This window comes from Corynebacterium sp. 2571A, assembly GCF_055700935.1.
Window position 1 is genome coordinate 24,742 of record NZ_JASTTE010000001.1, and the last position, 25,281, is coordinate 50,022.

The 25,281-nt window shown below is 65.8% G+C and carries 25 protein-coding genes; 16 read left to right on the top strand and 9 right to left on the bottom strand.

The features are described from left to right. Positions 1–38 precede the first annotated feature (38 nt). Complete coding sequence (gene betT, locus QQS53_RS00145) at positions 39–2,261, bottom strand: choline BCCT transporter BetT (protein ID WP_472773979.1); 2,223 nt, start codon at positions 2,259–2,261, stop codon at positions 39–41. A 325-nt stretch (positions 2,262–2,586) separates the two neighbouring features. Between betT and betA the strand changes: the two genes are divergently transcribed. From betA to QQS53_RS00200, 11 genes are all read left to right on the top strand, one after another. Continuing rightward, positions 2,587–4,356, top strand: coding sequence for a choline dehydrogenase (betA, locus tag QQS53_RS00150; protein WP_472773980.1), 1,770 nt, complete (start codon positions 2,587–2,589; stop codon positions 4,354–4,356). 107 nt (positions 4,357–4,463) lie between these two features. After that, the gene (locus tag QQS53_RS00155) at positions 4,464–5,102 is read left to right on the top strand and encodes a LysE family translocator (RefSeq protein WP_472773981.1); all 639 of its coding nucleotides are present in this window, start codon (positions 4,464–4,466) and stop codon (positions 5,100–5,102) included. Positions 5,103–5,250: 148 nt separating this feature from the next. Further along, positions 5,251–5,928 carry a LysE family translocator gene (locus QQS53_RS00160; RefSeq protein ID WP_472773982.1) on the top strand — a complete coding sequence of 226 codons (678 nt, stop codon included), beginning with the start codon at positions 5,251–5,253 and terminating at the stop codon, positions 5,926–5,928. A 4-nt stretch (positions 5,929–5,932) separates the two neighbouring features. Beyond that, a complete protein-coding gene (locus QQS53_RS00165) occupies positions 5,933–6,262 on the top strand; it encodes a YbjQ family protein (protein WP_070768555.1) in 330 nt (109 codons plus the stop codon). A 10-nt stretch (positions 6,263–6,272) separates the two neighbouring features. After that, positions 6,273–6,566: an RNA-binding S4 domain-containing protein gene (locus tag QQS53_RS00170; protein ID WP_472773983.1), complete on the top strand. Its 294-nt coding sequence runs from the start codon at positions 6,273–6,275 to the stop codon at positions 6,564–6,566. After that, a complete protein-coding gene (locus tag QQS53_RS00175; RefSeq protein WP_472773984.1) occupies positions 6,567–7,382 on the top strand; it encodes a VOC family protein in 816 nt (271 codons plus the stop codon). Beyond that, entirely contained in the window at positions 7,383–7,679 is a 297-nt protein-coding gene (locus QQS53_RS00180; RefSeq protein ID WP_472773985.1) for an MGMT family protein, read from the top strand. A gap of 4 nt (positions 7,680–7,683) precedes the next feature. Beyond that, positions 7,684–8,040, top strand: a complete 357-nt coding sequence (locus tag QQS53_RS00185) for a DMT family transporter (protein ID WP_472773986.1) — start codon at positions 7,684–7,686, stop codon at positions 8,038–8,040. Then, positions 8,037–8,354 carry a DMT family transporter gene (locus QQS53_RS00190; RefSeq protein ID WP_472773987.1) on the top strand — a complete coding sequence of 106 codons (318 nt, stop codon included), beginning with the start codon at positions 8,037–8,039 and terminating at the stop codon, positions 8,352–8,354. The genes QQS53_RS00185 and QQS53_RS00190 overlap by 4 nt, the downstream gene beginning before the upstream one ends. Positions 8,355–8,414: 60 nt before the next feature. Further along, the gene (locus QQS53_RS00195; protein WP_472773988.1) at positions 8,415–10,349 is read left to right on the top strand and encodes a M13 family metallopeptidase; all 1,935 of its coding nucleotides are present in this window, start codon (positions 8,415–8,417) and stop codon (positions 10,347–10,349) included. A 2-nt stretch (positions 10,350–10,351) separates the two neighbouring features. Further along, on the top strand, positions 10,352–11,254 hold the full coding sequence (locus tag QQS53_RS00200) for an alpha/beta hydrolase (RefSeq protein ID WP_472773989.1): 903 nt from the start codon (positions 10,352–10,354) through the stop codon (positions 11,252–11,254). Positions 11,255–11,466: 212 nt separating this feature from the next. Here the strand turns inward: QQS53_RS00200 and QQS53_RS00205 are convergent, their stop codons facing one another. Further along, positions 11,467–14,925 (bottom strand): arabinosyltransferase domain-containing protein, encoded by a 3,459-nt coding sequence (locus QQS53_RS00205; RefSeq protein WP_472773990.1) that lies wholly within the window; start codon positions 14,923–14,925, stop codon positions 11,467–11,469. A 58-nt stretch (positions 14,926–14,983) separates the two neighbouring features. Next, entirely contained in the window at positions 14,984–16,966 is a 1,983-nt protein-coding gene (locus tag QQS53_RS00210; protein WP_472773991.1) for a galactan 5-O-arabinofuranosyltransferase, read from the bottom strand. Between the two features lie 150 nt (positions 16,967–17,116). Between QQS53_RS00210 and QQS53_RS00215 the strand changes: the two genes are divergently transcribed. Then, positions 17,117–17,452, top strand: a complete 336-nt coding sequence (locus tag QQS53_RS00215) for a hypothetical protein (protein WP_472773992.1) — start codon at positions 17,117–17,119, stop codon at positions 17,450–17,452. On the opposite strand, the gene QQS53_RS00220 is transcribed toward QQS53_RS00215, so the two are convergent. From QQS53_RS00220 to QQS53_RS00230, 3 genes are all read right to left on the bottom strand, one after another. Next, positions 17,449–18,207 carry a decaprenylphospho-beta-D-erythro-pentofuranosid-2-ulose 2-reductase gene (locus QQS53_RS00220; protein ID WP_472773993.1) on the bottom strand — a complete coding sequence of 253 codons (759 nt, stop codon included), beginning with the start codon at positions 18,205–18,207 and terminating at the stop codon, positions 17,449–17,451. The two genes, QQS53_RS00215 and QQS53_RS00220, sit on opposite strands and share 4 nt — an antisense overlap. Positions 18,208–18,219: 12 nt before the next feature. Next, positions 18,220–19,635, bottom strand: coding sequence for an FAD-binding oxidoreductase (locus QQS53_RS00225; protein ID WP_472773994.1), 1,416 nt, complete (start codon positions 19,633–19,635; stop codon positions 18,220–18,222). 161 nt (positions 19,636–19,796) lie between these two features. Beyond that, positions 19,797–20,072: a hypothetical protein gene (locus QQS53_RS00230; RefSeq protein ID WP_472773995.1), complete on the bottom strand. Its 276-nt coding sequence runs from the start codon at positions 20,070–20,072 to the stop codon at positions 19,797–19,799. Between the two features lie 33 nt (positions 20,073–20,105). On the opposite strand from QQS53_RS00230, the gene QQS53_RS00235 reads away from it, so the two are divergent. From QQS53_RS00235 to QQS53_RS00250, 4 genes are read left to right on the top strand one after another with little or no spacing between them, the layout of a single operon-like run. Then, positions 20,106–20,597 carry a hypothetical protein gene (locus QQS53_RS00235; protein WP_472773996.1) on the top strand — a complete coding sequence of 164 codons (492 nt, stop codon included), beginning with the start codon at positions 20,106–20,108 and terminating at the stop codon, positions 20,595–20,597. A 57-nt stretch (positions 20,598–20,654) separates the two neighbouring features. Then, positions 20,655–21,557 carry a hypothetical protein gene (locus tag QQS53_RS00240; protein WP_472773997.1) on the top strand — a complete coding sequence of 301 codons (903 nt, stop codon included), beginning with the start codon at positions 20,655–20,657 and terminating at the stop codon, positions 21,555–21,557. A 49-nt stretch (positions 21,558–21,606) separates the two neighbouring features. Beyond that, entirely contained in the window at positions 21,607–22,023 is a 417-nt protein-coding gene (locus tag QQS53_RS00245; protein WP_290226420.1) for a GtrA family protein, read from the top strand. A gap of 19 nt (positions 22,024–22,042) precedes the next feature. Then, the gene (locus QQS53_RS00250; RefSeq protein ID WP_472773998.1) at positions 22,043–22,519 is read left to right on the top strand and encodes a GtrA family protein; all 477 of its coding nucleotides are present in this window, start codon (positions 22,043–22,045) and stop codon (positions 22,517–22,519) included. Positions 22,520–22,544: 25 nt separating this feature from the next. Here the strand turns inward: QQS53_RS00250 and glfT1 are convergent, their stop codons facing one another. Genes glfT1 through wzm form a run of 3 tightly spaced genes read right to left on the bottom strand, consistent with a single transcriptional unit; the run spans position 22,545 to position 25,177 of the window. Next, the gene (gene glfT1 / locus QQS53_RS00255) at positions 22,545–23,456 is read right to left on the bottom strand and encodes a galactofuranosyltransferase GlfT1 (RefSeq protein ID WP_472773999.1); all 912 of its coding nucleotides are present in this window, start codon (positions 23,454–23,456) and stop codon (positions 22,545–22,547) included. A gap of 55 nt (positions 23,457–23,511) precedes the next feature. After that, complete coding sequence (gene wzt / locus QQS53_RS00260; protein ID WP_290224192.1) at positions 23,512–24,312, bottom strand: galactan export ABC transporter ATP-binding subunit Wzt/RfbE; 801 nt, start codon at positions 24,310–24,312, stop codon at positions 23,512–23,514. 13 nt (positions 24,313–24,325) lie between these two features. Then, a complete protein-coding gene (wzm, locus tag QQS53_RS00265; RefSeq protein ID WP_472774491.1) occupies positions 24,326–25,177 on the bottom strand; it encodes a galactan export ABC transporter permease subunit Wzm/RfbD in 852 nt (283 codons plus the stop codon). Positions 25,178–25,281: the final 104 nt, after the last annotated feature.

The following is a 25,281-nucleotide window of genomic DNA, read 5'->3' on the forward strand; positions in this document are numbered from 1 at the left end:
AGGGAATTTGTTCGGTTCCGCTTTCCGGTCTACCAGAACTAATTATCCTCGCGCCAGATCCGCTCGGGCTCTGCCCCGTCGGAAACATCGGAGTCACCTGGGCGTTCGGATTGCATGTGGAGGAAGGCCAGGTGGCGCTCGTAGAGATCCAGCACGTTGTTGATGAGCTGGTTCTCGCTGTAGCCGTAGACGTCGTAGCCCAACGAACCGGTGAGATCGTAGACCTCTAGGCGGAAGTATTCCTTCTGGTCGCCGGCCAAGAACTCCGGGCACTCGGAAGCCACGGGGAAGAGCTGGTAGCGGAACTTGCGCTCGTTGTGCAGCGTGACCTGCAGGTCTAGCTGGGGCAGTTCCAGATCGGGCAGCTCACTGGTTAGCAGGATGGCGTCGTAGCCGCGCTGGCGCATCTGGACCGCGACCTTTTCCAGAGCGAACTCGGCGGTGTCCCGCATATAGGTGTCCATGTCCTGCTTGGTCGGGTAGGTATTGGCGCGATCCAGGCGCTGCTTCCAGCTGTTGTCGTCGGCAGCGATCCGGTCGGTGCGGCCGGAGATGACGCCGTGGAGCGCGGTGGTGCGCGCCTCCTTCTGCACGTTTTCCAGGCGCAGCGACTTCCACAGCGAGAACATCACCAGGTAGATGACCACGGCGAAGGGCAGGCCCATGACCACGGTGGCGGACTGCACCGTGGCGATGCCGTCGATCTGCAACAGGGCCAGGGTCAGCAGCCCCACGGCTACGGACCAGAAGATGCGCAGCCAGCGGGTGCCGTCCTGGCGGCTGTCGGTGATCTTCGAGGTGAAGTTCGACATCACCAGCGCGCCGGAGTCGGCTGAGGTGATATAGAGCAGCAGGCCGATGCCCGTGGTCAGCAGGATGATGAAGCCCGAGGCCGGGAACTCCTGCAGCATGTCGTAGAAACCCTGTTCCGGGATGTTGACCGCGTTCTCGGCGAATTCGGGGTAATCACCTGAGCGCACCATGTCCAGGGCGGTGTTGCCGAAGAAGGACATCCACATCAGGATGAACAGGAACGGGAAGGTCAGGGTGCCGAAGATGAACTGGCGCAGGGTGCGACCGCGGGAGATGCGCGCCAGGAACAGGCCGACGAAGGTGGCCCAGGCGATCCACCAGGCCCAGAAGAACAGGGTCCAGGACTGCATCCACTCGGAGGTGGCGGCCGGATCGTCCGTAAACGCCATGGTGTCCATGGTCCAAGACGGGAACTTGGAGACGTAGTCGCCCACGTTCATCACGATGGCGTCGAAGAGGTAGGCCGTCTTGCCAAAGACCACGATGTAGATCATCAGTGCGATGGCCAAGAAGACGTTGAGCTCGGACAGGAAGCGGATGCCCTTGTCCACGCCGGAGACGGCGGACAGGGTCGCGATGGCAATCGCGATGACGATGAGGGCGGACTGCAGTCCCAGGCCCTGGTCGATATCGAAGATGAGGTGGATGCCGTAGGACAGCTGCACCACGCCGATACCCAGGGAGGCGGTCACGCCGAAGACAGTGCCTAGCATGGCGGCGACATCGACGGCGTCGCCGACCGGGCCGTGGACGCGCTTACCAATGAGCGGGTACAGCGCCGAGCGGATGGCCAGCGGCATATTCAGGCGGTAGGCGAAGTAGCCGAAGGCCATGCCCATTAGGGCGTAGAGTGCCCAGCCGGTCAGGCCGTAGTGGAACATGGCGTAGACGACGGCCTCCTTGGCCGCCTCCATGGTCTCCGGCTCGCCGGTGGGCGGGGCCAGGTACATGGTCACCGGCTCGGCCACGGCGAAGAACATCAGGTCGACGCCGATGCCGGCGGCAAAGAGCATGGAGGCCCACGCGAAGGTGTTGAACTTCGGGCGCGAGTGATCCGGGCCCATGCGGATATTGCCGGAACTAGAGATCGCGATGTAGAGCACGAAAACGACCGCGATGGTCGCGGTCAGGATGTAGAACCAGCCGAGGTTGGTGCTAATCCAGCCGGTGACGTTGGCCAGCGTGTTGGCGGCGTGTTCGCGTCCCAAGCCGGCGTAGAGCGCCATCGCGATGATCAGCACACTGGAGACGGTGAAGACAGGCCAGTTCGTCCTGGGCGGCTCGACCTCGTCGGCGCCGACGTCGGAGCCGGTCTCCGCCTTGTAGCTGCCGACCAGGGCGCGGACTTGGTAGCGCGATCGACGTTTGGTGCGCGCCTTACCCTCTGAGGAAGGCTCGGCGTTAGCAGGTTGGGGCGATTCAGGATCGTGGGGATCGAAATTCGCCATGGATCACTCCTCTGAAGTTGTTAACGCCCCTGCCCACACGGACCCCAAACGGACATAGACGGGCTTAAGGCTAAACGCTCAAACATATTTGATTCATATATTCGAAACGGCGCAAAAAACCCGAGCGCATCTAGGGTGGACAGGGGTAGCGACACTATCGGAAAAACCGTAACGGAACATGTCAAACTTATCTTATTCTGGGCAAATTGCAAGCTTCTCAGGTAGGCTCGTTATGCAAGTAGGAGCGGAATGGTGCATATTTGTCCATGCATCGATTGCATAATATGCATTTCTGAACACCGCGAAGAAAGGAAGTGCTTTCCGTATGGGTCTATTAGACAAGGTGACTAAGACTAACTCGAAGAAGGTAACTGACGAAGTAAGCGACGTGGTTGTTGTCGGCGGCGGCTCCGCTGGCTCCGTGGTCGCTGCTCGACTGACTGAAGATCCCGAAACCCGCGTGCTGGTTCTGGAAGCCGGCCGCAACGACTCCCTGTGGGACCTGTTCGTCCACATGCCGTCGGCGTTCTCTTTCCCGATCGGCGCCAAGCACTACGACTGGATGTACGAGTCCGAGCCGGAGCCGGAGATGAACGGCCGCCGCGTCTACCACGCCCGCGGCAAGCTGCTGGGCGGTTCCTCGTCCATCAACGGCATGATTTTCCAGCGCGGCAACCCCATGGACTACGAGAAGTGGGCCGACAACCCGGGCATGGAGCACTGGGACTTCGCCCACTGCCTGCCGTACTTCAAGAAGATGGAGACCGCCACTGGCGCCGACCCGGAGGATCCGCGCCGCGGCCACAACGGCCCGCTCTACCTGTCCCGCGGTCCGGCCACCAACCCGCTGTTCCAGGCCCTGTTCAAGTCCGTCCAGGAGGCGGGCTACAACCTGACCAACGACGTCAACGGCTACCGCCAGGAGGGCTTCGCGCCGTTCGACCGCAACATTCGCCACGGCAAGCGCTGGTCTGCGGCCCGCGCTTACCTGCACCCGAATAAGCAGCGCAAGAACCTGGAGATCCGCACCCACGCCTTCACCACCAAGGTCCTCTTCGACGGCCAGAAGGCCATCGGCGTGGAATACGAGTGGGAAGGCGGCGTCCACCGCGTCTACGCGGACAAGATCGTGCTGTCCGCCGGCGCCATCAACACCCCGCAGCTGCTGCAGGTCTCCGGCATCGGCGACCGCGAGCTGCTGGAGTCCCACGGCATCGAGGTCGTCAAGCACCTGCCGGGCGTGGGCGAGAACCTGCAGGACCACCTCGAGGTCTACATCCAGTACGAGCTGACCAACAACACGGATTCCTCCCAGCCGTACCTGGACAAGTGGCGCTGGCCGTTCATGGGCCTGGAGTGGCTGCTGACCAAGAAGGGCCCGGTGGGCACCTCCCACTTCGAGGCCGGCGGCTTCGTGCGCTCCAACGACAAGGAAGCGTACCCGAACCTGATGTTCCACTTCCTGCCGATGGCAGTGCGCTACGACGGCCAGAAGGCCGACGTCAAGCACGGCTTCCAGTGGCACGTCGGCCCGATGTTCTCCGATACCAAGGGCTATGTGCGCATTAAGAGCGCCGACATCCACGACAAGCCGGAGATCCTGTTCAACTACCTACGCACCGACCAGGACCGCCGCGAATGGGTTGAGGCCGTGCGTGTGGCCCGCTCCCTGCTGGACACCAAGGCCATGGAGGAAGTCGGCGCGCGTGAGTTCAGCCCGGGCCCCGACGTCCAGTCCGACGAGGACATCCTGGAGTGGGTTCGCAACGACGGCGAGACCGCGCTGCACCCGTCCTGCACCACCAAGATGGGCTCCAAGGACGACGAGATGGCTGTCGTCGACCCGGAGACCATGCAGGTCTGGGGCATCGAAGGCCTCTACATCGCCGACGCCGGTGTCTTCCCGAACGTCACCAACGGCAACATCTACGCCCCGACGATGATGGTGGGCGAGAAGGCCGCCGATCTCATCGCCGGCCGCACCCCGCTGGAGCCGGAATACACCTCCTGGTACAAGGCCGGCGAGGACATGCCGCTCTACGCTGAGGGCGAGAAGGTCCGTGACCACAAGGACGCCATCGAGGGCGCCTGGTAAACCCACGGAAACGCTCCGTATACACTAAAACCGTCACCTGCCGCACCGGCAGCGTGGCGGTTTTTTAAATGACTGCCCCTTGAATACTTCGGAAGGTAGAAACCTCCATGAGCCTGGCCTCCCTGCTGACGCTCATCGGCGTGTGGATAGTCCTGTTGGTCACCCCGGGCCCCGACGTGGTGCAGGTTATCCGCACCGCGCCGCGCTCGCGCCGGGCGGGCCTTTTGTGCGCGGCCGGGATCGCCACCGGCACGGGCGTGTGGCTGGCGGCCTCCCTGGCGGGCCTGTCCGCGCTGATTGCTGCCCGGCCGGAGCTGCTCAGCGGCTTGCAGGTTATTGGCGGCGGGGTGCTTATCTACATGGGGCTTAGCTCCCTGCGCGGCGGGCTGCGCACGAGCCAGCCCGAGGCCACGCAACCCGAGCGCGTCCAGGGGGTGCTCACCGCCGGCAAGGCCTACCGCCTGGGGCTGATGACCAACCTGTCCAACCCGAAGGCCCTGGTGTTTTTCGGCGCCGTCTTCGCCCAGTTCCTTTCCCCGGGCATGTCCGCGCTGTGGACCGTGGCGGTAGGGCTCATCCTGTTGGCCATCTCTTTTGCCTGGTTCGCCGGCTTTTCCCTCGTCGTTCGCACGGCCGCGCGCTGGTTGGCCCGGCACGGCAACTGGCTGGACATCGTCGCCGGCATCATCTTCACCATCTTCGGGCTTGTCATGCTGGTGGAAGGGGTCATGGGCCTGGTTAATTAGCCCAGCAAACAAACCTGTTTCCCACTAGGTGGGATGACGCGTACCTTCGGATGCGGTATCAACTCCGCCGTTTGCGGCGCCAAAGAGAGCTCAACCAAGGTCCCGGTTTTCGGTCGGGGCCTTGCAGTCGTTTCTACAGGAGGTGTGCGTGTCTTTAGTCTCTTTGCTCACGCTGATGGGGGTGTGGCTGGTGGCCATGGCCTCGCCCGGGCCCGACGTCATCCAGATTATCCGGCTGGGCTCCCGCTCCACCCGGGCCGGGCTGTGGGCGGCCCTGGGCAGCTCTACCGGTCTTTTGCTCTGGGTGGTGGCCTCGCTGGCGGGTCTGTCCGCCCTGATTGATTCGCACCCGGGGATTCTCATCACGCTCCAGCTGCTGGGAGGTACCTATCTGCTGTGGATGGCCTACAGCGCCATCAAATCCGGGCTGGCGCAGCGCCGCGTGCCCGCCCGCGTGGTGCAGACTGAGACCTTCCAAGAGCAAAACCCGGACTCGGCGCCGCGGGTGTGGATCACCGCCGGCAAGGCCTACCGCCTGGGGTTTATCTGCGATCTGTCGAACCCTAAGGTCGTCATCTTCTTCGGCGCGGTCTTCTCGAATTTTCTAGAGCCGGGCATGAGCCTGGGCTGGTCGGCGCTGCTGGTGGTGTTGCTGGTGGGCGAGTCCCTGGCGCTTTTCGGAGCCGTCGCGCTGACCGTGCGGGCGTTTTCGCGTTGGATGTCGCGCCACTCCTCGTGGGTGGATCTCTTCTCCGGCGCGGTCTTCCTGCTGTTGGCCGTGTTTATTCTCTACGAAGGCGTGCGCGGGGCAATCGGGGTAACCTAAGGGCATGATTTTCACGACGACGAACACGGTAGAAGGCCGCGAGATCGACACGTACCTGCGGGTCATCGCCGGCGAGACGGTTTCCGGCATCAATTTCTTGAAGGACTTCGGCGCGGGCATTCGTAACATCACTGGCGGGCGCTCCGCCGGCTACGAGGAAGAGGCCGTGCGTGCCCGCGAGTCCGCCCTGAACGAGCTGTGGAACCGCGGTCAAGAACTGGGCGCGGACGCGGTGATCGGCATCGCCTTCGACTACACGGTGCTGGGCACCTCCAACAACATGCTGATGGTCACGGCCTCGGGCACCGCGGTGACGCTGAAACCCCAGCGGTAGACTGGTCCGCATGGCGGAAATTCTAGTGCCCATTGCGGGCGAGTCCATCAAGGTAGGCCAGTTCCTCAAGCTCGCCAGCGCGGTGGCCACCGGCGGCGAGGCCAAGGAGCTCATCGCCGCCGGCGAGGTCACCGTTAACGAGTCGGTGTGCCAGACGCGCGGCGAGAAGATCGTGCCCGGCGACCGGGTCCGCGTCGCCGACGCTGTCTTCGTGGTGGGGGAGGCCGGCGACGAGGACGACGACTTTTTCGACGAGGCCACGGCCGATGATGATTTTGACCCCGAGAAGTGGAGGAACCTGTAGATGCCAGCATTCGAGGCCGAGGTAGGCCTGCCCTTCTGGATCGACTTGACCACCGCAGACCAGCCGGCCTCGGCGGAGTTTTACCGCGCCGTGCTGGGCTGGGACATCGAGGGCGCGCCGGGCGGCTACCAGACCGTGACGGTCAAGGGCCTGCCCATCGGCGGGTTTATCCCGCAGCCAGAAGGCGCCCAGAACCCCGACACCTGGGTCACGCATTTCCTGTCCGCGGATATCGCGGCCGACTGCGAGCGCGCGGAGCGCCTCGGCGGCAAGGTGATGGCGGAGCCGCGCCCCATCGAGCGCGGCCAGATGGCGCTGCTAGTGGATCCGGCCGGCGGCCTCTTCGGGCTTATCCAGCCGGCGGCCCCCACCAGCTTTACCGCCGGCGGCGAGCCCGGCTGCGCGGTCTGGCACGAGCTGAGCGTCACCCGGGATTTCTCCCCGGCGCTCGACTTCTACGGCGAGCTCTTCGACTGGGAGCTGCGCACCAGCCCGGGCCGCGAAGGCGAGATCGAGTACGCCACCGCGGAGGCCGAGGGCGCGGCCTTCGCCGGCTTCTGGAACGCCCAAGGCCAGTTCCCCGACCAGGTCAATAGCTTCTGGCAGACCTTCCTGGGCGTCGCGGACCTCGACGCCGCGATAGTGCAGGCGCAGGCCCACGGCGGCGAGGTCATCCGGCCGGCCGAAGAGTCCCCGTTCGGCCGCATGTGCCTGCTGGCCGATGCCACCGGCGCGACGGTCACCCTGGTTCAGACCCCGCCGGCGCCGGAGGAGGAGCCGCGCGAGTCCGACGACGTGCTCAACCTCGGCGGCTAAGTGAAAGAGACCGTCCGCAGCGTCTGCGCGGCCATCCCGGCCGGCAACGTCACCTCCTACGGCGAGGTGGGCAAGGTTGCCGGCGTCGGCGCCCGGTATGTCGGCTGGTTTATGAGCCGGCATGGCGCGGATCTACCGTGGTGGCGGGTCGTGCGCGCCGACGGCACCTGCCACGATCCGGAACGCGCGCGGGGCCACTGGCAGGCGGAAGGGATTGCTTTTTCCGCAGGTAGAGTAGATATGCGGCAGTGCGGTATTGCCGCCGAAGAGTTAAAACACATCTGGCGAAGGAGTTGAGTGTTTGCGCGCTGGGTTTTTCCTCCTGCTGGCCATCGCCAGCGAAGTGGTCGCCACCTTAGGGCTGAAAATCGCCCTGGATCATCCGTGGGTTTACGCGGTGGTGGTGGCCGGTTATACCGCGGCCTTCGCGCTGCTGCATAGGGTCCTCAAGCTGGGCATGGCCATCGGGGTGGCCTACGGCATGTGGGCCGCCGGCGGGGTAGTGGCCACCGCCGCCTTGTCGGCGGTGTTGTTCGGGGAGACGCTGACCTGGTTGAAGATGATCGGCATGGCGCTCATCGTGACCGGCGTCGCCTGCGTGGAGATGGGCGCTAGGCCGCGGCCGAAGGCCTCCCCCGTGGAGGTGGATCCGGCATGACCTGGACGTATATCATCCTCGCGGTCCTCTGCGAGGTCGCCGGCACGATGAGCCTGCGGATGTCCGCGGTGCTCGGCGGGCGCAGGTGGCTGATGGCCGTTTTGGCCGGCTACGTCGCGGCCTACGTCTTTTTGTCCCTGGCCCTGCTGGAAGGAATGGCCTTGGGCGTGGCCTACGGGATCTGGTCCGCAGTGGGCGTAGCGCTGACGGCGGTGCTGTCTTTCCTCTTTTTCAAAGAGCCCTTCACTTGGCTGAAGTCCCTGGGCGTGGCGCTGATTATCGGCGGGGTGCTGCTCGTGGAGATGGGGGCTTAAATAGACGGTGGCACCGGTGGGGTCGTCGCTAGTCTGTTAACTCGCCTAAGCTGGGTGGGTATGAAAGACCTTTACCAGTTTGTCAATGGACCTTGGCTCGACGCACACGTCATCCCGGACGATCGCGGCGTGGACGGTACGTTCCACGGCCTGCGCGATGAGGCCGAGGAGATGGTGCACGAGATCGTGCAAAGCGACGACTCCCGCCCGGGCGCGCTTTACGCCTCCTTCATGGACGTCGACGGCGTCAACGGCGCCGGCCTCGCCCCGCTGGACAAGGACCTAGACCGCCTGGCCGTCGAGGACATGGACGCCCTGGCGGAAGTCCTGGGCCAGCTCGAGCGCGAGGGCGTGGGCGCCCCGGTGACCTTCTGGGTGGAAAAGGATTCCGGCTCCGAGGACGCCGTGCCTTACCTCATCCAGTCGGGCCTGGGCCTGCCGGACGAGGCCTACTACCGTGAGGAGGCGCATGCGGACACCCTGCGCGCCTATACCGAGCACGTGGCGCAGATGCTGGGCTTTTTGGATCCGGCCCGCCTCTTCGGCCTCGGCGCGGAGGTCGCCGCGCAGCGCGTGGTGCAGCTGGAGACCGACATCGCCGCCGGCCACTGGGACGTGGTCGCCACCCGCAACGCGGTGGAGACCTACAACCCGGTCGAGCTGAAGGACGTGCCCCGGGTGGCGCAGACAATCGTGCGCGCCGGGGGAATCAAGGACGGCCGCGTGGTTTCCATGATGCCGTCCTACTTCGACCACCTGGCCGGACTGTTTACCGAGGACCGGATCGCCGACTGGCAGCTGTGGGCCACCTGGCACATCCTGCTCTCCCGCGCCGCCCTGCTGCCGGAGAAGGTGGGGGCGAAGAACTTCGAGTTCTACGGCACCCGCCTGTCCGGCGCCACCCAGCAGCGCGACCGCTGGAAGCGCGCGGTCGGCCTGGCGGAGAGCTTCGTGGGCCAGGAGATCGGCCGCGCCTTCGTGGACAAGCACTTCCCGGCCTCCTCCAAGCGGGAGATGGACGAGCTGGTCGACTACCTGATCGCCGCCTACCGCGAGCGGATTAGCACCCTGGAGTGGATGACGCCGGCCACCCGCGAGCGGGCGCTGGAGAAGCTGGGCCAGTTCAAGGCGAAGATCGGCTACCCGGATACCTGGCGCGACTACGGGGACTTGAGCTTTAGCTCCGCGGGCGCCGACCTGGTGGACAACGCGCGGCGCGGCGCGGCCTTCTCCCACGACTACGAGCTGTCCAAGGTGGGCAAGCCGGCCGACCGCGACGAGTGGGTCACCACCCCGCAGACCGTGAACGCTTTCTACAACCCGGTGGTCAACGACATCACCTTCCCGGCGGCCATCCTGCGCCCGCCGTTCTACAACCCGGAGGCGGACGCCGCGGAGAACTTCGGCGCTATCGGCGCGGTCATCGGCCACGAGATCGGCCACGGCTTCGACGACCAGGGCTCGCAGTACGACGGCCTGGGCAACCTGAACTCCTGGTGGACGGATGAGGACCGCGCCGCGTTTGAGAAGCTCACGGCCAAGCTGGTGGAGCAGTTCGACGGCCAGGTGCCCACGGTTTTGCAGGACAACGGGATCGAGTCCTCCGGCGTCAACGGCAAGTTCACCCTGGGGGAGAACATCGGCGACCTGGGGGGCCTGGGCATCGCCGTGGTGGCGTACCAAAACTACTGCCGCGACAAGGGCATCGATCCGCATCAGAACCTCGCCCCCTTTGAGGTCGACGGCGCCGAGCCGGAGCTCTACGAGCAGAACTACTCCGGCCTGCAGCGCCTGTTCCTGGCCTGGGCCCGCGTCTGGCGCACCGCCATCCGCCCGGAGATGGCCACCCAGTACCTGGCCATCGACCCGCACTCCCCTGCGGAGTTCCGCTGTAACCTGATCGCCGCCAACGTCGCGGAGCTCTACGAAGCCTTCGACGTCCCGGCCGATTCCCCGATGTACGTCGCCCCCGAGCAGCGCGTGACCATCTGGTAGCTATGAGCACTCCGGATAACGCGCGCCCCCTGGACGAGGGCCAAGAATGGTTCATCGGCGGCCAGGACCGGCAGCTGGACGACGACGCGCAGCTCGAGCAGCTGGCGTCTTATATCGACGCCCACTACGAGCTGCCGGACTTCACCCCGCCGTGGAAGGGCGGGGTGGGGGATCCGGCCCCGGCGGATAACTACTGCGCCCAGCTGCCCGACCGCGTTACCCACGCGGCCATGATGGTCCTGGGCACCGGGGTGGACCACAGCCTGCCGGGCGTGGCTTTTACCCGCGACGTGGAGCAGACCGACCTGCCCGAGCTCCCCGCCTGCGTGTTCTCCTCCACGCAGGAGACCGAGCATTCGGGCACCTGGGTGGTCAGCCTGCACTCGGGCGGCTGGTGGCGTGGTTCCGGTAGCGCCCTGGAAATGCAGTGGCGCCCGGAGGTCGCCGCCGCGGTCGGGCTGAGCGGGGCTCGCGCCGTGGACTTGGACTACCCGCTGGCGCCGCAACACACGGTCGGGCAGATGCTCGAGGCGGTAGCTAAGGCCGTCGAGTACTGCCGCGCCCAGGGCGCGAACAAGGTCGTGGTCTGGGGCTATTCCTCCGGCGCCGCACTGGCCGCACTCGCCGCCCCGCTTGCCGATGCCCTCGTGCTCACCTTCCCGGACTTCGGCGCCCTGGCGGCCCTGCCGGACGAGCTGCGCGCAGGACACGAGCTCCCCGAGCCTGCGAGCTGGCCGACAACCTTGCTCCAGCTCGCCCGCCAGGACGAGGTCGCCGCCCACCCGGACGTTAAGGGCAGCCACATCACCACCCGGGACTACGCCGGCCGGCACCGCTTCCAGACCCCGGCAGTCATGCGCCAGCGCATCCGTGACGTGGCGGAGTTTCTCCGCGGGGTGAGCTAACGGAATTAGCTCTCCTGGGTAGCAGGTGCGATATCCATGGCCCGACCATAGAATTTCACCTGCTTCGCGTTGTCCGGGATGACGAACGCCCGGTAGATGCGGGACTTCTCGCCCACGGTGACCCCTTTGCTGCGCTGGCGCTTGATCGTTGACCAAGCGTTTAAAGAAATAACCCGCCTCAGCTGGGGCTTAGCTGAGGCGGGTGTGGAGGGTTATTCCTCGCCCTCGGGGCGGACGTTCATCTCGGAGTTCTTCCACCAGCCGGAGCGGGTGATGTCTTCCAGGTTGATGTTGGCCTTGTCCGGGGCGATGCCCGCGGAGTTGGTGCGTAACTCGTACTTGTAGATGGAGCCCCAGTCGCGGTTCCAATCGTTGTTGAGGTAGCTGGGGATTTCGTAGGAGTAGTTCACGGCCTCCGAGGTGGACATGGCGCCGCCGCCGCTGAAGGACTGGAAGTCGGTCAGGGAGGTCTGCGCCGGTGCGTCCGGCAGGATGCGGAATTCCGGAATCTCGGTCACGCCGGCGTAGTGATCGAAGGTGCGCTGGCAGGGGAACTGCAAGGCGGTGGACCAGTCCAGCAGGGCCGGGCGGGAGCTGTCGAAGCGCGAGGTCATGCTGGTCAGCTCCGGCACGCGCGGCGGGGTCACGGCGACCCAGTCGTCCTCGTTGGTGGAGTCGTCCACGGCGACGATGCGCACGACGTTGGCCTCGTCCGGGATGTCGGCCAGCGGGTAGCGCAGGTTGCGCCACTTCGGGGTGGCGCCGACGTCCATCATCTCAATCTCGCCGGTGTTAGACACGCGCCCGGTCTCGTCCGCGGTGCCGTATTCGAGGGTGACGTCCATGCCCTCCTGCTCCACGCCGTTGACGTCGTGGTGCTGTATCTTGCCGGCTACGCCGACGGTGAGCAGCGGGGAGTTTTCCTTCTCCTCCGGCAGGTTAAACCACTTGGTGGTTAGCTTCGCGGTCGAGTTCTGGCCCTCGTCGTAGGAGCCCAGGACCGGAACCTGGTTGTAGTCGAAGTTGAACGGCAGGTGCTTGACCGAGCCGTTGACGCCCGTGGTGTCGCGGGAGCCGCCCTCCGAAGCGCCGGATTCCTCGGCCGCCTTGCTGGCGGAGTCCTTGTGGCTGGAGTCCTCGGAGTCGTCGGAACCGGTAGCATCCGAGTCGGAGACGTCCCCGCCGGCGGAACGGTTGCCGCCGGAGGTGGCGGAGCCGGCCGAGCCGGAGTCGCCGATAGCACCGACCGAGGCGGAGTTCTGCGCCTCCGGTTCGATGTCTTCCGGGATGCCGTTGGGGTCGAAGCCGTAGTTGTCCTTGTCCGGATCGGTCAGGGAGTCTCCCAAGTCGCCGTCCACCGGGGTGAGGAAGGCGTCGTTGGTGTTGGTCTCGATCATGGCTTCATCCGACAACGAGCAGGTCTTGCCCTTGAGGGCCTGGGTGTTGCCCTTGCCCACGCTGTAGGCCGGGTATTGGTCGACGTAGGCCTTGGCTAAGGAGGCCACGGAGATGCCCACCATGAACGCGCAGGCCAGCGCGATAGGCGCCGACATAACGCCGGCCCACCGGGAAACCCGGGCGGCCTCCTGGCGTGTGAACTCGTCGGTGGTGCCGGCGGCCTCCGCCTTCGCCTTGCGCGAGTTGTGGCGGAAGGACTGCCAGATGCCGATCCCCACGAGGATCAGCCCGATGGCCAGCAACACGGTATTGGCCTCGATGGCCCGGAACTGGATGGTGCGGTCCCACCACGGCACGCCGAAGGAGGAGACATACCACCAGGCGTTCCAGCCGGCGGTGGAGAAGGCCAGCAGGATAACCACCGTAGCCAGGGAGAAGGTCCTCGCCCGCGGCGACTTCAGCGCGATCTGGGACAAGACCACCGCGCCGAGCGCGGCGATTACGCCGGCCACCCCGGCGTAGATGCCGAAGTGGTGGGTCCACTTGGTCGGGGTGAACAGCAGGAAGAACATGGACATGGCCACGATGAGCAGCAGGCGCCGGGTGATGTCCTGCGGCGCGCCCGCCACGCGGTGGTCCTTGATGTAGGCGTAGATGATGAGCACCAGGCTAAACAGCATGGTGAACATGGCGAAGCGGCGGGTCATGGAGCCGTCCACGGACTGCTGGAACAGCGTGGAGTAGCGCACGTACTCGGAGTACCACGGCAGGGCCGGGCCGACCTCGGAGCGCACGCGGATGGACTCCGTCACCGCGGCCAGGGTCTGGTCGCCGAAGACGGCCACGAAGATCGCCGTGCCGGAGGCCAGGAAGGGAGCGATCATGGACAGCCAGCCGGTGGCCCCGCCACCCAGCAGCGGCAGGCGCTCGCGCATGATCTTGAACAGCTGCGGCAGGCAAACCAGGAACACGCCGACGGCGAACAGGCCGGTCGGGCCCGCGCCCAGGGTCAGCGTGGCGGCGATAGTGCCCACGGCCGCGGGCAGCAGGCGGCGCGTGGCGATGGCGCGCTCGAAGGAAGCCCAGGTGAAAATCACGCCGAGCGCGATGACCGGTTCCGGGCGGACACCGTTGTTGTACGGCAGCCAGAAGGCCAGGAACATCAACGCCGCGGTCCAGTGGGCCACCCGCCGCGAATCGATCAGCTCGCCGAAGCGGGGGAGCAGCTCGCGCGAGAGGATGAACCAGATGAGAAACGCGGAGACCAGCGCGGGCAGGCGCATGAACACCGAGGTCGCGGAGATCTGGGACAGGAAGGCCACCAGGTCGTAGTACGGGGAACCGAACGGTGACTCCGGGACGCCGTACCAGCGGTAGTAGTTGGCCATGTAGTCCGCGTTCTCCGAGACCCGTCCCATGGTCAGGATGAAGCCGTCGTCGGAGGTGTTGGCGCCGAAGATATGCCAGAAGACCAGCACCGCGGCGACCACGCCGTCCAGCGGGCGGATCTTCTTCCAGGACTCCGGCATGAAGCCCGGGCGCTTGCCGTCCAAGCGGTCGATGCGCCACAGCGTGAACAGGCTGACCAGCACCATCGCGAGGCCGCCCCACATGGCCAGCGACTTTAACAGGGTGGGCGAAGAGGTAAACCGCGAGTTGATCTCGACCTGGACGTCGAGCCCGTCCGCGCGCAGCTGGGCGAGGTTTTCCGGGGTGTCTTCGATCTCGGAGTAGGCGCCGGTGACCTGCGGGCGCAGGTCGTCGTCATCGATCGACTGGGAGAACGGGCCCACCTCAACGGTGGTCTCGTCCTCGGTTGCGGAGATATGGATGACGTCCTTGTCGTCCAGGCGCTCCATCTGATCCGGGGTCAGGGAGAGCACGACCTCGTTCAGGGAGCTGACCGACAGGCCGAAGTCACCCGCGTTGACGAAGAGGCCGCGGTCGGTGGCTTCCTTGGAGGAGGCCGGCAGCGTGCCGAAGAGCTGTGTCTGCCCCTCGCGCAGTTGGTCGATAGCGGAGACCGGGATGTCGGCCTCCAGCTGTTCCGGCGCCAAGGAAATGAGCGGCGCGTTGACCGAGTTCAGCGAGTCGTCGCTGGGCCAGCTGAACGAGGACTGGACCTGGTTGACCGGCAGCAGCGGCGTGGCGATAAACAGCACGAAGCCCACCAGGCCCGCCACGATGGCGCTAAGACGGAGCCACCCGGGGGCGGGGGAGCCGTGGCTGGTGGGTTCGGCTGGCGTATACGGAGTTGCGAGGCTATCTGACACGGCGAATAGTTTACGGCACCGCGGCTAAAACTCCATGTCGCGGCATACCTCCCGCCGGCTAATCCGTGCGGACGGCGACCACGAAGGGGCCGACCTGTTCCATCGCCCAGTGCGCCTCGTCGAAGACCTCGGAGTCGAAGAAGACGGCCCGGTAGCGCACGTTCGGCTGGTTCGGGTAGATGTCCTCGGCCAGGTGGGTCTTGAAGCCGTCGGCGGAGTCTTCCAGGCTGCCGCGGAAGAGCATGGCGTCCGGCCCGCGCCAGGGGGCCGAGTCCAGGGCGTCGAGGAATTCCTCCGGGGTCTGGCCCCAGGAGTCGTTGGCCCAGGTCTCGATCTGCTCGTTGCGGGCGTCGAACTGGCCCAGCGGGTTGGCGTAGTGCGAGGTGAAAGCGTTAAAGCCCCAGTAGGGGTGGTAGGCCATGAACAGCTTTTCGTCGGTGAGCATCACGGATTCGTTGGGCACTACCCCGTGGTCCTCCAGGAAGCGCTGGATCTCCTGGTAGTGGCCGGAGGAGTCGCTGGTGTAGCGGTCGGCGCGCTCGCCGTAGCCGTCGGTGTCCGTGTAGGCGTGATCAATGGCGGACTCGTTTTCTTCGGGAATGCGCTGGGCGTAAAAGACCCCGCCCAGCACTAACACGGCCATGAACGCGGCGGTGATGCGGCGGTTGGTGGTGGTGCTAAAGCCCTGCGGCCAGAGCTTGTCGATGCCGTGCATGCGCAGCTCGGCCAGCGCCAGGATGCCGGCGGTGGCCATGATGAGGACCACGAGGATCTCCAGGCGGAAGCCGAGCAGCGTGCTGCCCAGTAGGGTCAGCACCATCGATGCCGCGATCCATAGGTAGGCGCCGCCGAGGGCCCAGCCCAGGGTGCGGATGTCGCGGTTGTCCTTCCGCAGGAACAGGTACACCAGGCCGACCAGGCAGAGCAGCCCGATAATGGTCGGGGCCAGGAAGGGCACCGGGATCTGCGTGCCCTCTTCCGGCAGGTAGTGCTGCGCGGTGGAATTGATAGGGACATCGGAGCGCAACACGCCGAGCACGTACGGGCCCCAGCAGATGGCGGCCAGGGCCAGCGAGCCGACGCCGATGCAGACCAGGCGCACGATGGGCTCCCAGCGACGTTCCAGCACCGCGGTAATCACTGCCACGAAGCTGACTACGGTCAGGGAGATCGCACCGGTGAAGAGAGTATAGAAGGAGGCCGAAGCGCCCAGGAAGAGAGCCAGGCCCAGCGTGGACAGCCAGGAGCCGTGGAAGGCCCGGGAGCACAGGAAGGCCGCTGCCGGCACGCCCATCGCGATGACGGCGGAGTAGGGCTCCTCGGCGCCGATGGTGAGCGTGACCGCCGTGGTGGTCAGCGCGATAGCGGTGGCGACGGGCAGGGAGCCGACCAGGCGCTGCCACAGCGGCACCAGCAGGCAGCCGCACATGGCCAGGGAGATAAGCGCCCAAGGCTGGAAGACCTCCCAGCCGGGGATGCCCAGCACGTTGGCCAGGCGCCCGCCCAACCAGAACCAGCCCATCGGGTAGAAGGTGGGCAGATCCAGGTAGTTCATGTCCGCGTGCGTGGCGGTATCCGCCATCCGTGTCAGGAACTGGGTGCGGAAGACCTGGTCGACCTGGATGCCGGCCAGCCACAGGCGGCTGGCCGACAGCGGCAAGCCGATGGAGGACAGCACCAGCAGCGCCGGGGAGAGGTAGGACACGACGGTGGTCAGCCAGGCGCGCCAGCGCGGGCGCGGGCCGGCTGAGTGCTCGTCCCGGATCCAGAAAAACAGCAGGACGCCTACCACCACCAGCGTGGCGACAGTTCCTACCGTGGCCAGCGCGCGCGTGACCATCGAGGTCGAAAACGCCGGCAGGGACACAGAGCGGAATACTACCCAGCCGGCCAGGGTAACCAGACCGCCGCCCAGCGCGGCGAGCAGGATGGCCAGCAGCGCCGGCCCACGGCCGAGCCCATCGCGGTGATCCCCGAACTGGGACAGCGGACGGGCTAAGGCAGGTGCGGAAGGAGTTGTCACGGTGGACTCAGTGGACATGCTCTCTAGTTTCTCATATAGCGCTGCTCGTCCCTCATAGCGCACGCTGCGAACGGGGATACTGGCCGGGGCTGCAGATGTCGCTATACAGCGCCAGGGATCTTAGGTACGGTGATTCGCGGGTACCGTGATCAGAACTAGGGAGATGCTATGAAGCGAGGATACGCAGTCGCAGCGGCGGGCGCGGTCGCGTCGGTGGCTATCGCCGTCCCCGTGGTCGGCCAGTCCTTTGGCGAAGATGAGTCGGAGTCGGTGCCCGCCCAGAAGGTGGGTGTGACCGTCGAATGCGCGGTGCAAGGCCGGGGCGCGGCCGGGGACACGCGCGTTGCGGGCTCGGTGGTTGGCAACGGGCAGACAGAAAAAGAGGCCCAGCGCGATGCGGGCCTCTACGTCAGCCGGTTCGGCGATGCCGAGCAGCAGGAGTGCCGCCAGCTGCCCCGGAACGAAAGCTCCGGGGCCTATGACTCAACCGGCGAACCGATTTAGAACGGCAGCTTCCGGAAAACCGGCTGCGGGATGAACTTGAAGGCCAAGCTCACGTACTTGAACAGCGGGTGGACGAAGATGGACTGCTTGCCGTCGAGGACCGCCTGCACGGTGTCCTTCGCGACGTCGGAGACGTTGACGGTTAGCGGGGCATCGCCAGCTTCGGCGGACATGCGGGTGCGGACCTGGCCGGGGCGGACCACCAGCACGTTGACGCCGTCACCGCGCAGGGCCTCGCCCAGGTTGACGTAGAAGCCGTCCAGGCCGGCCTTGGAGGCGCCGTAGACGAAGTTGGAGCGGCGCACGCGCATGCCGGCCACCGAGGACAGCGCCACGATGGTGCCGTGGCCCTGCGCCTTGAGCCGCTGGCCCAGCAGCACGCCGACGGAGACCGGCGCGGTGTAGTTGACCTGGGCAGAAGCCACGGCCTTGGTCTGGTCCTGCCACAGCTGTTCCTGATCGCCTAGGGTGCCGAAGGAAACGATGGCGACGTCGACGTCGCCGCGGGCGAAGGCGGCATCGATAACCGCCGGGTGGGAGTCGAAGTCGGTGGCGTCGAATTCGATGACCTCCACGTCCGCGCCCTTGTGGGCCAGCTGAGCGCGGGCGGCCTCCAGGTGCTGGGAGCCCGGGCGGGCGGCCAGGGTGACCTTGGCCGGGCCGCGGTCCAGGAACTCTTCGACGATGCCCAGGCCGATTTCGCTGGTGCCGCCGAGAAGGAGAATGTGTTGTGCTTGGCCTACTGCGTTAAGCATGAGTGTCCTTTCTTAGTGCAGCTCGAGGCGCCGCGACATATCGGAGGCAAAGACGCCGGTGGGGTCGATTTCGTTGCGGGTTTTCAGCCAGCCCTCCAGGCCGGGGTACATGCGGTGGAAGTTCTCCGCCGAGGTACGCGACTCCTTGGCCAGGTAGAGGCGGCCGCCGAATTCCATGACGCGGCGGTCCAGGTCGTCCAGGAAGGAGCCCAGGCCCTCGCGGATGGGGAAGTCCACGCAGACGTTCCAGCCCGGCATCGGGTAGGACAGCGGCGCGCGGTTGCCTTCGCCGAAGAGCTTGAAGACGTTCAGCGCGGAGTAGTGGCCGGAACGCTGCATGTCCCGGATGATCTCCTTGAACGGCTCGACCGCGTCCATGGGGACCACGAACTGGTACTGCAAAAAGCCCTTGGAGCCGTAGCCGCGGTTCCATTCGCCGATGAGATCCAGCGGCTGGTAGAACTGCGTGAGGTTCTTGACCTGGTTCCGGGCGGGAGCGCCCATCAGGTAGTAGGCCTCACCGATGGCGGACAGCGTCAGCTTGTTCATGGTCCAGGACGGGAAGATGTCCGGCACGGTCATCAGCTGCGGCGCGTTGAACTTCAGCGGATCCTGCGCCAGCTTCGGCGCAAACTCCTTGAGCTGGTCCAGCGTGGCCAGGCTGCCGCGGGAGATGGTGGAGCGGCCCAGCTTCGGCTCCGGGGAGATGACGTCGAACCAGGCGGAGGAGTAGGTGTAGTTCTTCTCCGAGCCGTCCGAGTGGAAGGCGATGGTCTCTTCCAGGTTCTCGGTGCGGTCCGTGTCCGCGATGAAGTAGGCGGTCTCCGTCTTGGTCATGCGGATCTGCGCGCGCAGGATGATGCCGGTCAGGCCCATTCCGCCGACGGTGGCCCAGAACAGGGTGCCGTCCGGGTCATCGGAGCTGCCCTCCGGCTCCAGGTGGAGCACGCGGCCGTCGGCCACCAGCAGCTCCATGGAGACCACGTGGTCGCCGAAGGAGCCGGCGGAGTGGTGGTTCTTGCCGTGGATGTCCGGGCCGATGGCGCCGCCGATGGTCACCTGGCGGGTGCCGGGCAGGACCGGGACCCACAGGCCGAACGGCAGGGCGGCCTTCATCAGCTGGTCCAGGGTGACGCCGCCGTCGACGTCCACGATGGCGCTGTCAGGATCGATGGAATGGATCTGGTTCAGTGCCTGCATGTCGATGACGAGGCCGCCACCGTTTTGGGCCGGGTCGCCGTAGGAGCGGCCCATGCCGCGGGCGATGACGCCGCGGCGCAGGTGCTGCGGGGCGTCGGCGTTGGCGTCCGCAACCTGTGCGACCGCGTTCTTGATGACATCTACATCCGGGGTGGACAGCACGTGCGCGGTGGTCGGCGCGGTGCGGCCCCAGCCGTGGAGAGACTTCTCAGTGGTGTGTAATTCCATCTTTCAACTCTTTGCTTGACGGATAGTTCAATGCCCTAGCCTACCTAGTGCCGATCGGTATAGGTGTGAAAGCCAGCGCGGCGAGTTCGTGATATTCGGAACAAAACGGGCAGTACAACCGTATTATTTGTGCCCGGTTTCTAACTTTTCGGGAACAAAGCCTAGAGATCCATGAGTTCGCGGATCTCGGCGGGAAGCTCCTCCTGGGAGCAGATCACCGGGCCGTCGTAGGCCTTGATGAGTTCCATGACCCGGGTGCGGGAGGCCGAGTCCAACATCGGCAGCTCCTCGGCCATCAGCCGCGTCATGAACCCGTCGAAGGGAAGGTTGGTGTGCTCGGTGGCCAGAAAGTGGCCGTGGCGGTGGTCGTCCTCGTGGGTCTGGTCTTTCGCCGCCTGCTGTGCCGGGGTGAGGTGTTGCGGATCCGAAGAATACATGCGCCCAATTCTAGCCCTGCCTACAGTGGTGTCATGACTTCTACCGACCGCGATCGGACCGCCACCACGGTCCGCGCCGACGACGCAGACAATACTGACAACACTGACAACTACGCCCTGGATGACACTCTCGCCGGGAGGATCGCCCAATCGGCGATCATCGGCGCGGTGACTGCTTACCCGGACTGGATCAAAAACCGCACCGTGCTCATCGGCGCCTACGCCCTGTCCGCCGCCGGCTTTTTGGGCCTGGTGGGCTATCTGAACGCCCAGGACGAAGACGACGAGGAATTCGGCCAGGTCCCGGACGATGCCCCGACCCTGCCGGCGTGGTCCATCGTGGCCGGCGTGGCGGTCTTTGCCCTCGGCGCGGCGCTGGACATCGCGGTCACCCGCCGGGCGGCCGGCTGGCTGCGCAAGCGCGGGGTCACCAAGCCGTGGACGCTGCTGGGGGCCATCGGGGCGGGGTTGACCTTCGTGGTCAGCGAGGCGGAGGCCCGGGAGATCGCCCGCCGCGCGGATTAAGGTCCGTCTCAACTGGGGCAACGGTTAGCGAGCGGCGAAAGCGCTACGCTGGGGCCTATGTCAGAGATGGCCAGCGTCACCGATATCCGCGCCGCCCGCGGCCGCGGGGATCAGCTGGTGCGCCTTGCGCGCGAGCCGCTGACGGTCATCTGCCAGGTCTCCAACGTGCGCGCCGACGCGGAGGTCCACCGCCAGATCGGGCTGAACGACGCTCTGTCCTTCCACGACCTGCACGACGTCCTCACCGTCTGCTTCGACCTGCCGGACGAGGACTCGCCCTGGCACTTCTTCGAGCACCACGACGCCCGCGGCAAGCGTATCGATCCCACCCACCAGGTCTCGGAGTTCCTGTGGCGCGTGGGCTCGCAGGTGGACTACACCTGGGGGCTGTGGGACTTTTCCCTGGTGGTCGCCGATATCTACCCGCGCGACGCGGGCTCGCCCCGGGCGCTGTGCGTGGGCGGATCGGGTTCCTTCCCGGGCTCGAGTTTCAACCTGACCGCGGTTAATGCGGCGCTGACCGGTCAGGACACCATCGACGAGGTCTTAGAGCTGGTCAACGGGGAGGTCCGCCGCATAGTCGAGCGCACTCGGCTTTATGATTTCGTACCGCTGCTGCAGGCGCTCGACTTGGAGCGCGAGGTGGACATCAGCCCGCAGGCGCAGCGGGTGCTGGCTAGTCTGCCGCGGGAAGTCACCTCCCAGGGCAAGGACGCTTTTTGGTCCACGGTGCTGGGCCTGACCTGCCTGTCCGGGCCCGAGGTCACCGACAGCGTCATTGAAACCACCATGCATGCCCTGGGCTGGGTTGATGACGACGGCTCTGAGCTCGCCGCCGACCAGGCCCGCCACGTCTGCGAGGCCTCGCTGAGCGCCCTGGCGGAGATTGGCGGGCTGGGGGAGCAGAAGGCTTCCCCGGTTGAGCGCCTGGATATCTACCGCGCCCTGTTGCGGCGCTGATCCCTAAGGGGCGGGGCTGCAGGCGGTAGGCTAGTGAGCCGTGAATGACATGCCGGAGAACACCGAAGTCCAACGCGGATCCCTGAAACAGCAGCTGGGGCGCTTCATCGCGGTGGGCGTTTTCACCGCTGCCTTGGACTACGGGCTGACCATGGTGCTGATCGCGCTCGGCCTGCACCGCTCCGCGGCCAAGGCCATCGGCTGGGTCTTCGGCACCATCGCCGCCTACATGGCGAACGCGCGCTGGACCTTCGGCGCGCAGGTGACCGGCCGCACCGCCGCGACGGTGGCGGTGCTCTACGGCTGCACCTTCGCGGTGCAAAACCTGCTGTTCTGGCTGCTCAACTCGCCGCTGATGGCGCTGGGGCTGGACGGCGCGGTCAAAAACACCGTGGCCTTCGTCATCGCCCAGGGCGTGGCGACGGTGACCAACTTCGTCGTCCAGCGAGTATTCGTCTTTAAATAGGAAAGCGGCGGAGAACACAGTGGCTGAGCAGGCAGACTTATCGACGATGGCGGGCAGGCTGTCCGAGTCGAACTCGCTGCGCGCTCAGTCCGCCAAGTTTCTTATCACCGGCGGCATCTCCGCGGTCGTGGACCTGGGGATTACCTGGCTGCTGCAGATCGCCCTCGGCGTGCTGGGGGAGACCGGGGCGCGGTCCGTCGGCTTCGTCGCGGGAACGCTCACGGCCTACCTGCTCAACCGCAAGTGGACGTTCAACGCGCGGCCCAGCCTGCGGCGGCTGCTGGCGGTGGCCGCCACCTACGCGCTGACCTTCCTGGTCAACATCACGCTCTACCGCTGGGGTTTTGGTTTCCTCGACCACCGCCTGGAGTGGCCTTCCACCCCGGCGCTGGTGGTGGCCTACGCCGTCTCCCAGGGCCTGGCCACCTTCGTGAACTTCTGGGTCCAGCGCTGGATCATCTTCCGCTCCACGCGCAAAAGCTTCGAGGTGGACTAGGCGCTAGCTACTAGGAGCTTAAACGCTAATTCTTGGGCCGGCGGAAGTCCTCGGTGCGGCCACGGTTGTGCAGCTTGAGCCACTCGATGAAGCCGGCCGGGTCGCGGCGCTGGATGAGGAAGAACCAGCCGAAGCGGGCGAATTCCTGCGGCAGCAGCTTGCGCATGCCGCGCTGCCACAGCAGGTAGCCGCGGTTGCGGTAGGTGAAAAAGCGCTTGAACTCGCCTTCCGGGTACTGGGTGTGCATCCGCCCGCCCAGAATCGGCTTGAACTCGTCCGAGCCGTCCGGGTGCAGGTAGGCGCAGGTCAGGGCGGTGCCGAAGGGCAGGCCCGAGCCGACCAGCCGGCGGTGGTACTCGACCTCGTCGCCGCGGATGAACAGGCGGTAGTCCGGCACGCCGATGACCTCCATCGCCTTGGCGGAAATCAGCGCGCCGTTGAACAGGCTGGCGATGCCGGGCAAAAAGTCGCCCTCCAGCTCGTCCAGGCGGCGGCGCCAGACCAGGCCCTGGCGCAGCGGGAAAGCCAGGCGCTGCGGGTCGTCGATATTGCAGACCGCCGGGGAGACTTCCGCCAGGTGGTGGGCCTCGGCCACGCGGTAGAGCGTTTCCAGCACGGAGTGGTCGGCCGGGCGGCCGTCGTCGTCGGCGCACCAGATGGCGTCCGCGCCCAGGGACAGCGCGGTCAAAAAGCCCAGCGCGAAGCCGCCGGCCCCGCCCAGGTTGGTCTCCGAAGGCACGTAGACCGCGCGCTCGCCCGCCAGTTCCTCGAGGGAGTCGCGCACGGCGTCTTCCGCGCCGTTGTCCACCACGATCACCCAGTCGACCGGGTGGGTCTGGTTGACCACCTGATCCAGCGATAGGCGCAGTAGCTCGGCGCGCTGGTGGGTGACGATGACGGCGGCGGTGGTGCCGGAGGAATGCAAGGTGGCAGTCATGCGCTCTATTGTGCCACCGGCGGGGTGCCGGCCCGGCTACTGACACCCAGCGGAACTAGGATTGTGCGTCCTCGTTTTCGAAGCGCTTGCGCAGGTCGCGGACGTATTCGCCCACCTCGGGGCCCTCGTAGTCGGCTACCACGTCGGCGACCTCGCCGGCCGAGCGGATCTCGCCGTGGTCGATCCACAGGGCTGTGTTGCACAGCTGCGCCAAGAAGTCGTTGGAGTGGGACGCGAAGACCAGGATGCCGGAGCGCTTGACCAGCTCCTCCAAGCGGACACGCGCCTTGGCCATGAAGGCGGCATCGACGGCGCCGATGCCCTCGTCCAGCAGGAGGATTTCCGGCTCGATGGAGGTGACCACGCCCAGGGCGAGGCGCACGCGCATGCCGGTGGAATAGGTGCGCAGCGGCATGGACAGGTAGTCGCCCAGCTCGGAGAACTCCGCGATCTCGTCCATCTTCTTTTTCATCTGCTTGATGGTCTGGCCCAAAAACAGGCCGCGGATGATGATGTTGTCGTAGCCGGAGACCTCCGGGTCCATGCCCACGCCCAGGTCGAAGACGGGGGCGACAAGGCCGCGCACGTCGGAAGAGCCCCGGGTGGGCTCGTAGATGCCGGACAAAAGGCGCAGCAGCGTGGACTTGCCGGCGCCGTTGTGGCCGACGAGGCCGACGCGGTCGCCCTCCCGCAGGTGCAGGTTGATGTCCTTTAAGGCCTCGACCACCACGGTGTTGTCCGAGTTCTTGCCGATGGCGCCGCCGGCGGAGGAGAGCACTGCCTTCTTTAAGGAGCGGGACTTCGCGTCGAAGATGGGGAAGTCCACGCAGGCGTTGTAAGTATCGATAGAAACCATTTTGGTGCTCCTTCTAGACCCAGTAGCTCACGCGGAAGCGCCACTTGCGCATGGCCAGACCGGCGATGAACAGGCCGGCGATAGTGCAGGCGATGACGATCCACCAGTGGTAGGCGGCCACCGGCTCACCGATCATCGGGGCGCGCACGACCTCCAGGTAGTGGTACAGCGGGTTGATCTCCGCGATGCGGGCGCGGTCCGCCACGGCGCCGCCCTGCTCCTTCAGGGTGTTGGTCATCCAGACGATCGGCGTGACGTAGAACAGCAGCTGGGTCAGCGCCTCCAGCAGCGGAGCCACGTCGCGGAAGCGGGTGGCGATAATGCCGAAGAACATCGCTACCCACACGCCGTTGACCAGCAGCAAGAACAGGCCTGGGATGAACAGGAAGAACTCCCAGCCCAGGTGGCGGGGGAAGATGAGGATGAGCAGCAGCCAGATGATCATGTTGTGGCCCAGAAACAGCGTCTGCCGCCAGACCAGGCGGTAGACGTGCACCGACAGCGGGGCGGGCAGCTGCTTGATGAGCCCCTCGTTGTCGATGAAGATGGTGGAGCCTTCTTTGATGGCCCCGGAGATGAAGTTCCACATGATAAGGCCCACGGTGACGTGGGGGAGGAACTCCGCGACCGGGATCTGGAACAGCATGGAGTACAAAAGGCCGAGCGCCGCGGCCATCACGCCCGTGGCGATGGTGATCCACAGCGGGCCCAGCACCGAGCGGCGGTAGCGCTGCTTGATGTCCTGCAGGCCCAACATGAACCACAGTTCGCGCTGCTTGGCGCCTTGGATGAGGTCTCCGAAAGCGGCGCTGAACGTCATGGACTTCGACTCCGGGGCGGCGCCGCCGTCCGGAGTAGCCGTCATGCGCGCTACGTCTTCCTGCAGTTTATTTTCGTCTTGCACGTGAAATACCCTATCGCGCTGAAGGGCAAAAGTGGGTCTTGCCGGCCGAGAGTTAACGCACAACT

Bases quoted from the DNA above. Each gene is read 5' to 3' on its own strand.
- QQS53_RS00240 (WP_472773997.1), top strand. From the start codon at position 20,655: ATGTCAGAGATGGCCAGCGTCACCGATATCCGCGCCGCCCGCGGCCGC.
- QQS53_RS00195 (WP_472773988.1), top strand. From the start codon at position 8,415: ATGAAAGACCTTTACCAGTTTGTCAATGGACCTTGGCTCGACGCACAC.
- QQS53_RS00245 (WP_290226420.1), top strand. From the start codon at position 21,607: ATGCCGGAGAACACCGAAGTCCAACGCGGATCCCTGAAACAGCAGCTG.
- QQS53_RS00190 (WP_472773987.1), top strand. From the start codon at position 8,037: ATGACCTGGACGTATATCATCCTCGCGGTCCTCTGCGAGGTCGCCGGC.
- betA (WP_472773980.1), top strand. From the start codon at position 2,587: ATGGGTCTATTAGACAAGGTGACTAAGACTAACTCGAAGAAGGTAACT.
- QQS53_RS00170 (WP_472773983.1), top strand. From the start codon at position 6,273: ATGGCGGAAATTCTAGTGCCCATTGCGGGCGAGTCCATCAAGGTAGGC.
- QQS53_RS00225 (WP_472773994.1), bottom strand. From the start codon at position 19,635: ATGGAATTACACACCACTGAGAAGTCTCTCCACGGCTGGGGCCGCACC.
- glfT1 (WP_472773999.1), bottom strand. From the start codon at position 23,456: ATGACTGCCACCTTGCATTCCTCCGGCACCACCGCCGCCGTCATCGTC.
- betT (WP_472773979.1), bottom strand. From the start codon at position 2,261: ATGGCGAATTTCGATCCCCACGATCCTGAATCGCCCCAACCTGCTAAC.
- QQS53_RS00235 (WP_472773996.1), top strand. From the start codon at position 20,106: ATGACTTCTACCGACCGCGATCGGACCGCCACCACGGTCCGCGCCGAC.
- QQS53_RS00175 (WP_472773984.1), top strand. From the start codon at position 6,567: ATGCCAGCATTCGAGGCCGAGGTAGGCCTGCCCTTCTGGATCGACTTG.
- QQS53_RS00215 (WP_472773992.1), top strand. From the start codon at position 17,117: ATGAAGCGAGGATACGCAGTCGCAGCGGCGGGCGCGGTCGCGTCGGTG.
- QQS53_RS00165 (WP_070768555.1), top strand. From the start codon at position 5,933: ATGATTTTCACGACGACGAACACGGTAGAAGGCCGCGAGATCGACACG.
- QQS53_RS00155 (WP_472773981.1), top strand. From the start codon at position 4,464: ATGAGCCTGGCCTCCCTGCTGACGCTCATCGGCGTGTGGATAGTCCTG.
- QQS53_RS00210 (WP_472773991.1), bottom strand. From the start codon at position 16,966: ATGTCCACTGAGTCCACCGTGACAACTCCTTCCGCACCTGCCTTAGCC.
- QQS53_RS00220 (WP_472773993.1), bottom strand. From the start codon at position 18,207: ATGCTTAACGCAGTAGGCCAAGCACAACACATTCTCCTTCTCGGCGGC.
- wzm (WP_472774491.1), bottom strand. From the start codon at position 25,177: ATGACGGCTACTCCGGACGGCGGCGCCGCCCCGGAGTCGAAGTCCATG.
- QQS53_RS00200 (WP_472773989.1), top strand. From the start codon at position 10,352: ATGAGCACTCCGGATAACGCGCGCCCCCTGGACGAGGGCCAAGAATGG.
- QQS53_RS00230 (WP_472773995.1), bottom strand. From the start codon at position 20,072: ATGTATTCTTCGGATCCGCAACACCTCACCCCGGCACAGCAGGCGGCG.
- wzt (WP_290224192.1), bottom strand. From the start codon at position 24,312: ATGGTTTCTATCGATACTTACAACGCCTGCGTGGACTTCCCCATCTTC.